Origin of the sequence: Streptomyces sp. NPDC052101 (genome assembly GCF_040680235.1) — a bacterium.
Lineage (GTDB): Bacteria > Actinomycetota > Actinomycetes > Streptomycetales > Streptomycetaceae > Streptomyces.
This window is the reverse complement of record NZ_JBFAWH010000072.1, coordinates 1-12895: the sequence shown is the minus strand read 5'-3', so window position 1 is coordinate 12895 and position 12895 is coordinate 1. Positions and strand designations below refer to the sequence as shown.

Below are 12895 nucleotides of genomic sequence, written 5' to 3'. Positions count from 1 at the left end.
GAGACCTGGCCGACCGCCGACGCCAGATACTGAAACTCACCGAACACGGCCGGGAACTGCTCGCAGCCTGCGGAGAGCTGGCGCGGTCCATCGACACCGAATTCGCCGCAGACCTGACCGCGACGGAAACAGCCGCGCTAGCCAGCCTCCTCGACCGGCTGGCAGCCCATCAGGGTCTGCCCACGGAGGCCACCAACCACTGACAATCTTCATGCGATGCCGAGCAGCGGCGCCCGCCCCAACAGCTCAGCACGCGCCGCCAACCCGCAACACTACGCAGCCAACCTCCGTAACTAGCCGCACCGGCCCGGCACACCCGTCAGGGCAGACGGAACCTGCTCAAGGCGGTGGTCCAGTCGGAGACGATCCACCAGAGGGCCCGGACGGCAGGCCCGCTCAGCCAGACGCAATCGGTACGAGGTGACCGGAGTGCCAGCAACTCGTTGGACCTGACGCTGCCACGTGCACCGCGGGCCTGGCCGATCCATCTCCCGGCCCGGCCCGCGCTCACCCGGCGCCGACATCGATTTCCCGGGACGGAGCCCCAGCACCCCCTCTGTCGGCACCTGCCCCGGCGTAGGTGGTTCGTTTCTGCGGTGACCCCTCGCCCACCATTCGGGTGATGCCGTTCCCGGACACCGACACCACAACGCCGGGAGCCACTACCACTCTTGACCAGCACACTCTGCCGATCCAGAGAGATGAGCGCATGCGCCCGATCCACGCGAAGCTCGCCCCTACAACGGCGGCGGCCACCATGCTGCTGGTCCCCGTCACCATTGCCCCCCCGCCGTGGCAGCACCCGCCGACCACGCAACCACTGCCACGACCGTGCGTCGCAACCTTCCCGAACCGCCGCCCGCCGACGTCGTCCGCAAGGAACTCGACGACCTCACCGTCGCCGCCCCGCATCCGATGACCGGCTACTCCCACGCGAAGTTCACCCACTGAATCACGCAGTACGACACGGCCGACCGAGGCGCTCGGAGACCCGTTGCCACGTTGCAGGCCGCTAGCCTGTCGGTATGTCAGAACGTGTCATGCCCGATCGCACGGACGGCCTGATCAGCCTGGGTGCCGCGGACGTTCTGTGGGTCGATTTGACGGCCGACAGTGCTGTGCCGACGGCTTCTGGGGCATTCACCTGCTCTCCTGCCCGTGCCTGGGTGGGGTACGTCCTGCTCGGCGGCTACGCGGTGGCGACGGTGAGGGCGAGCGGCGGTCAGTGGAATGTTCCAGAGGCTGAGGTGCGCCGGGCGGCCGCGGAACTGAACGCGGTAGGGATGGATCGGCAGGATCTGGTGCGCATCGGTCCGTTTCGTGGGGCGCCGAGGCAGGAGTGCAACGAGGAAACGCCGCTGCGTTGGCGCCAGCGCATCACGGGGGAACTCCAGGAACTGGACGGCCCCGAACAGGCAGCACGACGTGAAGTCGACCCGTCGTACCATCTGGCGGGGATCGACTGGCGACAGATACTCGTGGAGCAGACCCGCGACGCGACGCAGCGGACGTGGTGGCTGCCGCGCGCTGTGGTCAGGCTGCTCGACGCGGCCGAGCACACCGAAACGCAGTGGGTGAAAGCCGCGCGGACCCGCCAGGCAAGCGCAGCCGTCACCGAGCCGCCCTCCCACCCCCACCAGGCCCCGGACGCCGACGGTCGGCCGACGACGAGCTCCGAGAGCCCCACCGGTTCACTGCGCCCGTACAACCAAGAGCTGGAAGGCCAGCTGTACTCGGTGCTCAGCAGGAAGCCCGGTACTTCCCGCAGGGTGGCTGGGTGGGTGTGTGCCGTCTGCCGCACCGCGCCCGCCACCGTCCTCGACCACTGCCACGAACACGGCTACGTCCGCGCTCCCGTCTGCCAGTCCTGCAACACACAGGAACGCCCCGACCACCTGTACAGCAACGACATCCGCGTGGCGAACCGCTACACACGCCTCTTCCACACCGACACCGACGACTGGCTTCGCCACTGGCACCGCTGCCCCGGCTGCCGCGCACGCACCACCCTGCCCCTGCCGCACCTCGCCGCATGGACCGCCCACATAGCCTGCCGATCGCTGCGCCCGACCCACCGCGCTCCCCGCGGCCGCAAGCCCTGCGGTGTCCTGCGCGTGTCCTGGACGGGCAGTCAGCAGGCGCCCCGTTCCTGCCTGCTCACTGTCGCCGTCGACTTCTGCCCCTCCGGCGAGCACCGTGTCTTGGTGCGAGTCCCCTACCGCGAAGCCGCCGAGCGGTTTCGTGTCTGGTTGGCCGAGACGGCCCCTGCCGTGGCCGCCGCGGCCGGTCCTGACCGCTTGGACGGCCTCCCTGCCCAGTTCCGGCCAGTCATCGCGGACACCAGCGGCGAGGGCCTAGAACTGTTTTGAGCGAGCGCCGGAAGGCCTGGCGCCCCAACGTCACCTCGCAGCCGCCGGCCTCCGAAACGGTCACCCCGCACGCCCCAGCGAAATGCGATGTCCCCAACGATCGGAAAGGGCCTGCACGTGCGTATCGCTGAGCGATGATGTTCACAGAGTGACCAGGCTGATCGGGGGATCTGCCATGCATCTGAGCCGAGTTGCGGTGAGCGGCCTGCGCGGTGCCCTGTGCTGCCGCGGCCGACTTCTCCACGGCCCCCTTCCACGCAACGGTCGTCATCGAGGAGCCTGAAGCGCACCTCCACCTCCAGCTGCACCTCCAGCTGCAACACTCCCTCACATACGTCGCTCATGCGCCAAGATATCGCCTGCAACGCCCACAACACATATCATGCACACTCGGCGAAACCGCAGGTCAACGGCCCTTTTTAACGGGCTCAAGGATCGCGACGCAGCTGTGTGTCAGACGCGCAAGGGCGTGATCTACGCCCTGACCACAGGCTGAACGGTGGCAGGCCGTGCCGCTGGGACGGTGCGAGTTGCCGCCAGGGGGCGTGGGGAGGCGCCAGGAGTGACGGGTGCGGGGAGAAGCGGCAGGCACCCCGGCCACTGCGCGGGTGGATCCACCAGCCGCCCTCGGCTCGAATGAATCACCGCCGGACGGCGAGTCGACGGGCGTCGCGGACGAGTTGGCGGGCGTGGCCGACGGTGAGGGCGGAACGGAGCGGGGCCAAGGCTCGCAGCGGTGTGTTGAGCAGGCGGATATCGAGGTACGGGATCCAGCCTGTGGCTCGGGGGTGGTAGCGCGGCGGGCCGAGGCAGATCCGCTTGGTGACCACCCAGCGAGTCTCCGGGCTGGTGTTCGGACGGGTGGCATGGAGATGGTCGCCTGCGAACAGCAGCAGGTCGCCGGGGCTGAGTTCCACCTCCACCGGGTCGCCGACCGGTTGGCCGTGCAGCAGCTGCACCCCGTCGTGCCGCAGGGGCCTGCGGAACGTATCCGGCCAGATGGTCAAGCCGTTGTCCCGCCGTACGCGGCTGACGGCCATCCAGAGGTTGACCGAGTTGATGGGCGTGTTGAACCAGGAGTCCACATGGGCATGGGTCGGGATCAGGAAACCGGTGTAGTCCGCCAGCTCCCCCTCCCGACCGTCGACGACTGCCTGGGGCGGCATGATCCGCACGCCGAGATGGTCACTCACATAGAGTCGGCGCCCCTGCGGGGGCAGCGCCCGGGCGAAGCGCAGCAGCAGCTGCCGAGTGGCCTGCCTCAGGCGCCGGTCCAGCTCGTCGCGGACGGCGCGGATCTCCTCGACGTCGGTGATGGTGTGCAGCCGCTCCAGGCCGCGCTCTGCCAACTGTTCGGCGGCCCCTGGGGCGATGACCGAAGCGACAGAGGCCAGTGCCGTGCAGTGCAGCGGTTCGGGTATGGCGAGCAGGTCGGCCCCGCCCCGGACCACTGCCAACCGGCCTCGCAGAATGTGGCTCAGGTCCAACTCCGCAAGGCACGACTCCTGCAAGCTCGCCGATAGCACGTGTCCCTCCCTCCGTCAGATGGACGGATGTGCGCACGGCTTGCTCGCGCGCAGTGAGAAGGACAACGGCATGGCCGGCAGGCCGTCCGGCAGCCGCCACCAGCCGTCCGCGTCCTGGGTCATGAAGGGCAGCAGACGCCAGGCCGTGAAGGGCCACTCGTGCAGGAAGTCCATCCGCATCCCGGCGGCCGCCAGGGCGCTCACAACGTCACCGAGGGAGTGCCCCCAGGCGTACTCGACGCCCGGCACCTGCTGGTCGGGGGCGGCGATCGGGCTGCGGTACTCGAATGCCAGCGGCTCAGGTTCACCGAAGTAGGAGTAGCGCGGCCTGAGTTCGGGTGCCTGCACCTGGTTGTCGAGCGTCCAGCCGGCCGGGTGGCCCTCGAAGACGTAGACGAAGCCGCCCGGCGCGGTGAAGTGCGCGACGACCTCGGCCCAGCGGCGCAGGTCCGGCAGCCAGCCGAGTACTCCGTGAGAGGTGTAGACGATGTCGAAGACCCCGTCGAGGTGGTCGGGGAGGGTGAGGACGTCGGCCTCCACGAAGACGGCTGAGGGATCGATGTCGGCAGCCAGGGAGCGGGCGGTGGCCACGCCTTCTGCGGAGAAGTCGACACCGGTGACACGGGCGCCGAGCCGCGCCCAGGAGAGGGTGTCCACTCCGACATGGCACTGCAGGTGTAGCAGCGACCGGCCGCGTACGTCACCGACCTCGGTGCTTTCCAGCGCGCGCATCCGGGATCCGCCGGACCGGAATCCGTCCAGGTCGTATTGGGCCGAGGCGGCCTTCAACGGCGTCCATTGCTCCCACATTTCGCGATTGTTCCTCAGATACGTCTGCGGGTCGCGCGGTCCGCCGGCGGCAGTCGGCGCGGTCATGCGGGCAGCTCGTAGACGCTGACGTGGTAGCTGCTGGTGTCGGTGAAGGGCGTGCCGGACCAGTCGCCGAACCGCTCGCGCAGGTGCAGGCCGGCCGTCGAGGCCATCAGGTCGAGCTCGCCGGGGGAGGCATAGCGGAAGTCCACCCGGACGTGCCGGAGGAGGCCGTCGGCGAGGACCAGGTAGTCGGAGGTGTAGCGCTGCTGCGCCGGCTGCAGTCGGCGGGTCCGCAGGGCGAAGTCGCCGTTGGCGGTCGGCACGGGCCGGGTACCGGCGCCGGCACTGGCCGCCAGGGCCTCAGGCAGATGGGCGTCGAGAACGAACAGCCCACCCGGGAGCAGCCGCCGCGCGGCCCGCTGGAAGCAGCGCAGCTGGGCCTGCTGGGAGGGCAGTTCGAAGAAGGTCCAGCCCGCGACATAGACGACGGCGAACTCACCCTCGTGGTCCACCTCGGCGAAGTCACCGATACTGAGGGTCAGTTCCTCCCCTCCCGGTTTGCCGCGCAGTTGCTCAAGCATGCTCTTGGCGGCGTCGATGCCGTGCACTTCGTGTCCGCGGGCGGCCAGCGGGAGGGCCACCCTGCCGGTGCCGACGCCGAGTTCCAGCAGCGGTCCGTCCGGCGCGCTCCCGGCCAGCCGTGCCAGCAGCGCCACCGTCGCCTCCGTGGACGAGGCGGGCGGGGTGAACCAGTCGTCGTAGCGGTCCGCGAGCTCGGTGGCGTAGCCGAGAGCTGGGGGCACGTGTTCCTCCTTGGGGATAAGGATCAGCCGAAGGGGTGCGGCGGGACGCCCGAGCTCGGGTGGGTCGTGGAGGGCAGGGGGTGGGTGCCGGGGGCGATGAGGCGAACGATGGCCGATCCCTCGTCGCGGAGCGCGGCAGGAGTGGTCTCGATGGCGAGTACGTCCTGGGCCGTGAGCTCGGTCAGCAGACGGACCGGGTCCACCGGCGTGAGCCGTTCGGCCTGCGGTGGCCATGGGGTCCGTGGTTCGTCCGGTAGCCAGTGCGCGAGCGCGTCCTGGCCGCCGTGGTACGTCCACAGTGCGTGATCGACGGCGGAGACCGGCGTGCCCGTGAGTACCAGTCGCTCCCGGGCGCGACGGGCCGCTGGGGTGCCCATGCTCCAGCGGACCATCAGCGCCTCGTGAGCCGCTCGGTCCAGGAGGCGCGCGCGGTCGCTGTGCGGGCCGCAGCGGGCGCCGAACGTCTGCTCGCGGTGGTCGGGCGTGTGCAGGCAGACGGCGACGGTACAGGCCCCGGAGGCGGGCAGGATCAGCGCGGTGGCCCGCAGGCCGAGGTTTTCACAGACATGTCGCACCGGGGGCGTGAGTTCGCCGAGAACGGGGTGAACTGCGGGTGGGTGAACGGTGGGGGCCTGCCAGCTGCGGCGCAGCAGATCGCGTTCCAGGATCTCCCAGGCCGCATGGCCGACGGCCGCGGAGCGGTCGGGGTGGGCGGCAAGACCGGTGGAGCCGGCCCGTACCGGTGCCGTGCAGCCCGCTGGCGGGCGGTGTTGGAGGAAGGCGAGCCCGGCGGGGACCAGTACCTCCGCGTCGGAGAGCAACGAGCGTGCGGTGACCCACAGCTGGTGTGCCTCCCGGCTCTCCGGACCCGACCACGCAGCGGGGTCCAGCACGGGTGCCCCCCGCCGCCGTAGTCCGGCGTACGTGGCGACGAGTGCGGAGGCGGCTTCGGTGGCGCGACCTGCCAGGACGTTACCCATCCGCTCCAGCAGCTCGCCGCGGCCCCGCACGGCGACCTCGGCGGCGTCCGCGCCGGCCGCACTACCGATCAGGACGCGGTCTCCGCCGGCGCTGTTCGTGGTGTTGAACAGCGGGCTGCGGGCCGCGATCCGGCCGAAGCGCACCTCGGGCTCGACGGAGAACGGTCCGAAGATCTGCGGGCGCCAGTCCGGCCGGGCGGACCGGGTGGTCGGTGCGGTGCGGGCGGCGCGTGGCGATGTGACGGGCCCGCCCCGACTGTGGGTCATACCGTGGTCGCCCGAAGCAGCGAGTCGCACTCCTCCATGGTGCCCAGCCCGTGCTCGGTGAGCATCGAGGAGTGTGCCCTGAGAGCGGTGATCGCCTGCCGGGCCTGGTCCGCCAGCCGGTCCCGGCGGGCCGCCAGAGCGGTGGCGGCCTCGGTCTCCTCGGCGAGGAGCCGCACATACAACGCCGTGCACCGGGCCAGCACCACTGTCTGCTGGAACAGACCCGTCAACGGGCGTGGATCGGACCGCAGCGGGGTCCGCACCGGATCCGCGGTATCGGCCGAGGAGGTGAGTGGCGGGGTGCCCAGCTGTGCAGCGTTGCAGCGGGTGTGGGTGCCCTCGTGCACCAGGGCCTCGGCGAACCGGACCGGGCCGGGCAGGCCCAGCGGGCTCGCGCTCAGCCGGGCGCGATGGACATGGATCGCACCATGGGTGGCGAAGTCGGTGAATCCGTCGATGGCCCGGCCCTCCAGGAGCGCCACTTGGGCCACGCAGATCCGCAGTTCGGCCAGCATCTCCGGCCAGACGGCGGCCAGCCGCGCGAGGCTCTCGTCCAGCACGGCACGGTCGGCGCGCCGCCAGGCGGTCAACCGCGATCCACCGCAGGGGTCCGCACCGGCTGACACCAGAGCGAGGGCGCGGGCCACCGACCGGGCGAGATGGGGTGCCGGTGCGGCCGGTGCCGGGCTCTGCCCTTGCCCGACCGGTCCGGTCCGGTGCGGTGCCGTCGGAATCGCCGCCTGGCGGAGAATGCGCTCTCCGTCTTCGCCCGCTTGCACTGCGAAGGCGGCTGCCACCGCTGCCGGATGAGCCAGCACCGGCGCGGGGAGCCCGGCCGTGGCCAGAACGGCGTGGACCACGCGACGTACCGCTTCTTCGTCGCGGGCGGTCTCGCGCGCATCGGGCGCTACCCGCAGCATCGTTTCTCCTCCACCGAGTTCAGGGTCCACCTCCGGGTCGGGAACGGATGCGGCGGGTAGCGGATGCGAAACGGCCCGGATCAGTCCTGGTCCGGAACGTCGATCATGAGCGCGTATTCGGGCAGCTCCTCGGTAACCTGCTCGATGTCCTGGTTCTCCACGCGGTCCTCCATGTGGTCCTCCCCTCATTGGCGTCGGATACGAGCGAGCGCCGGGCGACGCCCTTTCGAGAACTACCCCAGGCCCGGCCGACGCACCAAGGGCCCTCAATCGGTCGCTGCGGGAACCAGACAGCAACCGTCTCCCGTGCGCCCCGAGGCCCGGATGGCAGGACGGGACAGGCGTGCCGCACGCCCGTGCGCAACCCGGCGTGGTGTGCCTGTGGCGTGTCGGGAATTCCGAGATGCCAGTGGCTCGGGAAGTTGGCTCAGACCGGCATGCCGCGGGCCGACGTTGCGCCAGTGTGCGCCCCTGTCGTGCTTCCGGCCTGTCGACGAGCACGGTTGTGGCCCCAGAAGGCCGTGAGGATCATGGCAGACCGTCATCACCTCGCCCCCGGAGGCCCATTCAGCCATGCGGATCGCCTATCTGCACTCCGGCAGCATCCCCTCCGTCTATGCCAACGGTGTGCACGTCATGCGGATGTGCGACGCCTTCACAGACGCCGGACACGAGGTCGTGCTCTACGCCCCGCCAGGCACCGCTCCCGCCGAGGACGTCCACGCCTACTACGGCACCCGCAACCGTTTCGAGGTGCGCACCGTGGCGCAGCCTCGCATACCGGGCCTGGGCGTGTGGATCCGTGCCTGGCGGGTGCGTGCCGACCTACGCCGCCGGGGCGTGCCCGACCTCCTCTACGGGCGGGATCTGCGCGCCTTGCTCGCCGCCTCGGACCTGGCTCCCCTGGTCTACGAGACCCATCTGCTGTGGCGCGACCGCGTCGTCCGCGGCATCGAACGCCTGCTGTTCGGCAGGCGGAACCTGCGCCGCGTCGTGTTCGTCTCCCAGGCGCTCGCCGACGACTACCGCCGGGCTTTCCCCCAGCTCGACTCCCTGCCGCGGGCCGACCTGCTCACCGCTCACGACTGCGCCGATCCGGTGCCTGACGGCGGCCCGCCGGCCGGGCTTCCGGGCCGGCCCGGGGCACTGCGGATCGGCTACGTCGGCCATCTGTACCCGGGCCGGGGCATGGACATCATCCTCGCTCTCGCGGGCCGTCTCCCCGAGGCCGAGTTCCACATCGTCGGCGGCACCGCGACCGACCGCGAGCACTGGCAGAGCCGATGCAGCCAGTCCAATGTCCGCTTCCACGGACATCTGCCACCCGCCGAACTCCCCCCTTATTACCGGGCCTTCGACATCGTGCTGGCGCCGTACCAGCGGAAGGTCTTCTGTGCCGAGGGGGTCGGCGGGTCCGGCGAAATCAGCCGCTGGGTGTCACCGATGAAGCTGTTCGAGTACATGTCGTACGGGAAGGCCATCATCGCCTCGGACCTGCCGGTACTGCGGGAGGTCCTCGACGACGGCGCCAACTGCCTGCTGTGCCCGCCCGATTCCGTCGACGCCTGGGCGGACGCGGTGAAACGGCTCGCCGAGGACCGGACCCTTCGTGAAGCACTGGGCGCCGAGGCCCGCCGGCGGCTGCACGACCGGCACACCTGGCGGGCCCGAGCCGACCAGGTGCTGCCTACGCCGGTCGAGCCCACCGGGAAGCGCCCATGAGGGCGGTGGTGACCGGGGCGGCAGGTTTCATCGGCTCCCACCTGTCCGCACACCTCCTGGCATCCGGCGACACCGTCGTCGGCATCGATTCACTCACCAACGCCTACGACCCGGCCCTGAAGTTACGCAACCTTGACGAGCTGACCCCCCACCCCTCCTTCACATTCCACCGGGCCAACCTGCTCGACGCGGACCTCACCGCCCTCCTCGACGGCGCGGAGGTCGTCTACCACCTCGCCGGGCAGCCCGGCGTACGGCGCTCCTGGGGGTGCGATTTCGCCCTCTACACCCGGCGCAACCTGCTCGTCTCGCAGGTTCTGCTCGAAGCCGTGCGGGACCACCCACTGCGCAAGTTCGTCTACGCCTCCAGTTCCTCCGTGTACGGCGACGCGCCGGTCTTCCCCACTGCCGAGACGGTGTGCCCACGGCCCGTCTCCCCGTACGGCGTCACCAAGCTGGCAGCCGAGCACCTGTGCGAGCTGTACCGCACCGCCCACGGCCTGCCCAGCGTGTCGCTGCGTCTGTTCACGGTGTACGGCCCCCGGCAGCGGCCCGACATGGCCTTCGCCCGTCTGGTCGCGGCCGCCCGGAGCGGCGAACCGTTCCCTCTGTACGGCGACGGCGAGCAGACCCGCGACTTCACCTATGTGCGGGACGTCGTCACCGCCATGCGGGACGCGGCCTGCTCCCGCTTCACCGGGGTGGCCAACCTCGGCGGGAACCGCCCGGCGTCGATGAAGCAGGCGATTGCCGCGGTGGAGCGCGTGATCGGCCCGATCAACCTCGACCCGCGGCCCGCCGCACCCGGCGACGCCCGACACACCGGCGCCGACATCACCCTGGCCGCCCGAGCCTTCGGCTACCGTCCGCGCACAGAACTGTTCGACGGACTGGCCGCGATGGCCGCTCACGCAGCCCCACTGAGGAGGTCCGCCTTTGAGTGAGAGCCGATCCCGCACCACAGCACATGAGCACCTCCCCGTTTCCGGGCGGCCGAAGGTCTTCGGCCTAGGTCTGTCGCGCACCGGCACCCTCTCCCTCACAGCCGCGCTGCGAACCCTGGGCTTCGATATCGCCCACTACCCCGCCGACCAGGGCACCTACCACGCACTGCTGAAGGGCACCGCGCGGTTCCCGCTGCTCGCCGAGCGTGATGGGATCACCGACATCACGGTCGTGCCCTACTACGAGGAGCTCGACCTCGCCTGGCCGGGCGCCAAGTTCATCTTGACCGTCCGTGAGGAGGCCGACTGGCTGCGCTCCTGCGAAAGACACTGGCAGCGGCCCATCGAGACCAAGGCCGACCAGGGCGAGGTCTACCTCGACCTCCAGCGCTTTCTGCGCGCCGCCGTGTACGGTTGCCACGCGTTCCAGCCCCAGCGCTTCGCCCGGGTCTACCGCCGCCACATCGAGCAAGTGAAGCGCTACTTCGCCGGGCGGGAAGGCGACCTGCTGGTCCTGGACATCTGCGGTGGCCAGGGGTACGAACTCCTGGCACGTTTCCTCGGCGTGCCCGTCCCCGACGAGCCCTTCCCGGAGCTCAACCGAAGGGCCACCACGGTGAACAGACCCACCGCCGCGACACCGGCGCCCGACACGAAGAAACCGCTATGAAAGATCCTCATCCCCCTCGCTGCCCGGATGCCCCGGCCAGGCCAATCGATGGGAAGGTGGTGTCTACGTTGCGTCCTTCCCTAAGCCTCGAAGCCTCGATCCACCGGCCGGATCTTGAAGTGATCTTCCCTCGGCTCCGGTTGGGCCCTGGTGGGCCCTGGTAGGCGAAGCGGTCAGGGATGCAGGGCTGCTTCGGGCGGTGCGTGGACGGCGGCGAACAACTGCGCCCATGAGTCCTGCCAGGGCCATCGCTGCGGCAGGTGCAGTGTCAGGCGCCGGGCGGAGCGGGCGATCCTGGCGGGGACACGGACGAGGTGAGCGCGCAAGGTGGCGGTGGTGGCCTTGGGCGTGGAATGCCGAGGCCAGGGTGCCTGCGGCCCGCAGCAGGTGGTAGGCCGTGGCCCACAGGGTCAGCCAGGCGGCGTTGGCGTGGAAGTGCCCCGAGGGCAGGTGGGCCAGGGCGGAGGCTTCGCTGTCAGCGATGGCCTGCTCGACGTCGGCGTGGTGACGGTGTTCCCGCTCGGCCTGGAGCATCGACGCGGGGTCATCGGTGAAGAACGGGTGGTAGCGCCAGACGGGGAAGAGTTCGCCCTGCTCGCCGACGGTGGCGGGTTTGGCCGGGTCGCGGACCCGGCGCACGATCAGACGGGCGGTGACCAGCTTCGCCTTCTTTCTGCCGGTGAAAGCGGTGTGGGCGGGGATCTCGGCGACCTCCGCGTCGAAGCTGAGTTCGCCGTTGTCGGGGGCGGACACGGGCGGTGGGGTAGGTGATCTGCTGCCATGCGTCCTCGGGGACAACCAGGACGGCCCGTTCGACGGAAGGTTTCATGCCGCAGGTGATCGAGAAGCGGGTTTGGGCCCGGCGGCAGGCGGCGATCACACCTGCACGGTAGAACTGCGAATCCGCGCGCAGGATGCGCAGGCCGGTGCAGCCGGCCTCGACCGCGGTGGCCAGAGCTTCGCTGACGTGTTTCGGGACGCCGCGGGAGTCAGCCGCTTTGCCGCGGCGCATCCGCACGGTGGCGATCAACGGCCGGGGGTGGGGATGAGGGTGGGGGTGGGGGTGCAGATGGTGGCGAGCAGGGGGTGCAGGGTGCGTATCCCTTTGAACCAGCCGTACTCCGCCCCCTGCTTGGTGCGGCTGTAGACCCGTTTGTGGGTGGCGTCGACATCGATGAACGCCGTCTCGCCGGCGCCCGGCAGCAGCGGGGTGTGCGCGGCCAGCACGGCGAGGAACCTGCGGTGCACGGCGTGGAGTTGGAGTGCGTGACCGTGAGTGAACGCGCGCAGGAACGTGCCGAGTGTGGAGGGGGCATGGATCCCGTCGAACAGGCCCGGTATGGCACCGTGCCGCAGGACGTCCAGGTCGTCAATGCTGTCCGCACCCGCGACCATACCGGCCACGATGCTGGTGACCTTGGCGTCCGCTGCGACACCCGCACAGTTCTTGGCCCCGCTCAGCTTCACTTCTACGCCGTCAGACGGGCAAGCCCGCACCGTTCGGCCAGGCGCATCACTGGGACCAGCCCGGCATGCGCGATCAGGTTCGCGTCATCGAACGCCGCGGACACCGCCGAAGCGGCATGGGAGGATTGCATCTCGCGGGTGTTGTCTTGCTCTGCGGACGTGGAACCGTAGGAAGTCCCATCGTCCCAGCTCAGAGGACATCCGCGTCTCCATGTACAAGCACTGGACCGGCTACCGGCCAGCGGATCAGTCGAGGAGACGGCACCGTCAACTTGCGTGCAGGGTCCTGTGGGACGATCACTGGAATGATCGTTTAGGGGGCCTGCTCGTGGACATGCCGCCGTCGTACCGGGGCTTCCGCTACCCGGTGGAGGTGATCGCGCACGCGGTCTGGCTGTACCACCGCTTTCCCCT

At 70.1% G+C, this 12895-nt stretch carries 12 protein-coding genes and 2 pseudogenes; 7 read left to right on the top strand and 7 right to left on the bottom strand.

The genetic code is table 11. From position 1 onward, the window contains the following. The 3 genes and pseudogenes from AB0L75_RS42985 to AB0L75_RS42975 all read left to right on the top strand — a co-directional run. A pseudogene (locus tag AB0L75_RS42985) lies at positions 1 to 203 on the top strand (MarR family transcriptional regulator); the annotation flags it as partial. Positions 204 to 792: 589 nt separating this feature from the next. Further along, positions 793 to 951 carry a hypothetical protein gene (locus AB0L75_RS42980; RefSeq protein ID WP_365191741.1) on the top strand — a complete coding sequence of 53 codons (159 nt, stop codon included), beginning with the start codon at positions 793 to 795 and terminating at the stop codon, positions 949 to 951. A 74-nt stretch (positions 952 to 1025) separates the two neighbouring features. Beyond that, on the top strand, positions 1026 to 2369 hold the full coding sequence (locus AB0L75_RS42975; protein ID WP_365191740.1) for an endonuclease domain-containing protein: 1344 nt from the start codon (positions 1026 to 1028) through the stop codon (positions 2367 to 2369). A 641-nt stretch (positions 2370 to 3010) separates the two neighbouring features. Here the strand turns inward: AB0L75_RS42975 and AB0L75_RS42970 are convergent. The 5 genes from AB0L75_RS42970 to AB0L75_RS42950 form a co-directional block, all read right to left on the bottom strand. Next, positions 3011 to 3820, bottom strand: a complete 810-nt coding sequence (locus tag AB0L75_RS42970; protein ID WP_365191742.1) for a phytanoyl-CoA dioxygenase family protein — start codon at positions 3818 to 3820, stop codon at positions 3011 to 3013. 90 nt (positions 3821 to 3910) lie between these two features. Beyond that, entirely contained in the window at positions 3911 to 4771 is an 861-nt protein-coding gene (locus tag AB0L75_RS42965; RefSeq protein WP_365191739.1) for a class I SAM-dependent methyltransferase, read from the bottom strand. Next, positions 4768 to 5511: a class I SAM-dependent methyltransferase gene (locus tag AB0L75_RS42960; RefSeq protein ID WP_365191738.1), complete on the bottom strand. Its 744-nt coding sequence runs from the start codon at positions 5509 to 5511 to the stop codon at positions 4768 to 4770. Before AB0L75_RS42960 ends, AB0L75_RS42965 begins: the two co-directional genes overlap by 4 nt. 23 nt (positions 5512 to 5534) lie before the next feature. After that, entirely contained in the window at positions 5535 to 6758 is a 1224-nt protein-coding gene (locus AB0L75_RS42955; RefSeq protein ID WP_365191737.1) for a YcaO-like family protein, read from the bottom strand. Continuing rightward, positions 6755 to 7678, bottom strand: a complete 924-nt coding sequence (locus AB0L75_RS42950) for an HEXXH motif-containing putative peptide modification protein (RefSeq protein WP_365191736.1) — start codon at positions 7676 to 7678, stop codon at positions 6755 to 6757. Before AB0L75_RS42950 ends, AB0L75_RS42955 begins: the two co-directional genes overlap by 4 nt. 573 nt (positions 7679 to 8251) lie before the next feature. On the opposite strand from AB0L75_RS42950, the gene AB0L75_RS42945 reads away from it, so the two are divergent. Genes AB0L75_RS42945 through AB0L75_RS42935 form a run of 3 tightly spaced genes read left to right on the top strand, consistent with a single transcriptional unit; the run spans position 8252 to position 11014 of the window. Further along, positions 8252 to 9400 (top strand): glycosyltransferase family 4 protein, encoded by a 1149-nt coding sequence (locus AB0L75_RS42945; protein WP_365191735.1) that lies wholly within the window; start codon positions 8252 to 8254, stop codon positions 9398 to 9400. Beyond that, positions 9397 to 10344 carry an NAD-dependent epimerase/dehydratase family protein gene (locus AB0L75_RS42940; protein ID WP_365191734.1) on the top strand — a complete coding sequence of 316 codons (948 nt, stop codon included), beginning with the start codon at positions 9397 to 9399 and terminating at the stop codon, positions 10342 to 10344. Before AB0L75_RS42945 ends, AB0L75_RS42940 begins: the two co-directional genes overlap by 4 nt. Then, complete coding sequence (locus AB0L75_RS42935) at positions 10337 to 11014, top strand: sulfotransferase family protein (protein WP_365191733.1); 678 nt, start codon at positions 10337 to 10339, stop codon at positions 11012 to 11014. The genes AB0L75_RS42940 and AB0L75_RS42935 overlap by 8 nt, the downstream gene beginning before the upstream one ends. Positions 11015 to 11077: 63 nt before the next feature. Here AB0L75_RS42935 and AB0L75_RS42930 read toward each other — a convergent pair whose 3' ends face one another. Then, positions 11078 to 11767, bottom strand: a complete 690-nt coding sequence (locus AB0L75_RS42930; RefSeq protein ID WP_365191732.1) for a hypothetical protein — start codon at positions 11765 to 11767, stop codon at positions 11078 to 11080. A gap of 273 nt (positions 11768 to 12040) precedes the next feature. After that, positions 12041 to 12481, bottom strand: coding sequence for a hypothetical protein (locus AB0L75_RS42925; protein WP_365191731.1), 441 nt, complete (start codon positions 12479 to 12481; stop codon positions 12041 to 12043). Positions 12482 to 12692: 211 nt separating this feature from the next. Here AB0L75_RS42925 and AB0L75_RS42920 point away from each other — a divergent pair. After that, a pseudogene (locus AB0L75_RS42920) lies at positions 12693 to 12895 on the top strand (hypothetical protein); the annotation flags it as partial.

Excerpts from the sequence above, each read along its gene's own strand:
- AB0L75_RS42975 (WP_365191740.1), top strand. The coding sequence starts at position 1,026 with ATGTCAGAACGTGTCATGCCCGATCGCACGGACGGCCTGATCAGCCTG.
- AB0L75_RS42965 (WP_365191739.1), bottom strand. The coding sequence starts at position 4,771 with ATGACCGCGCCGACTGCCGCCGGCGGACCGCGCGACCCGCAGACGTAT.
- AB0L75_RS42955 (WP_365191737.1), bottom strand. The coding sequence starts at position 6,758 with ATGACCCACAGTCGGGGCGGGCCCGTCACATCGCCACGCGCCGCCCGC.
- AB0L75_RS42950 (WP_365191736.1), bottom strand. The coding sequence starts at position 7,678 with ATGCTGCGGGTAGCGCCCGATGCGCGCGAGACCGCCCGCGACGAAGAA.
- AB0L75_RS42945 (WP_365191735.1), top strand. The coding sequence starts at position 8,252 with ATGCGGATCGCCTATCTGCACTCCGGCAGCATCCCCTCCGTCTATGCC.
- AB0L75_RS42940 (WP_365191734.1), top strand. The coding sequence starts at position 9,397 with ATGAGGGCGGTGGTGACCGGGGCGGCAGGTTTCATCGGCTCCCACCTG.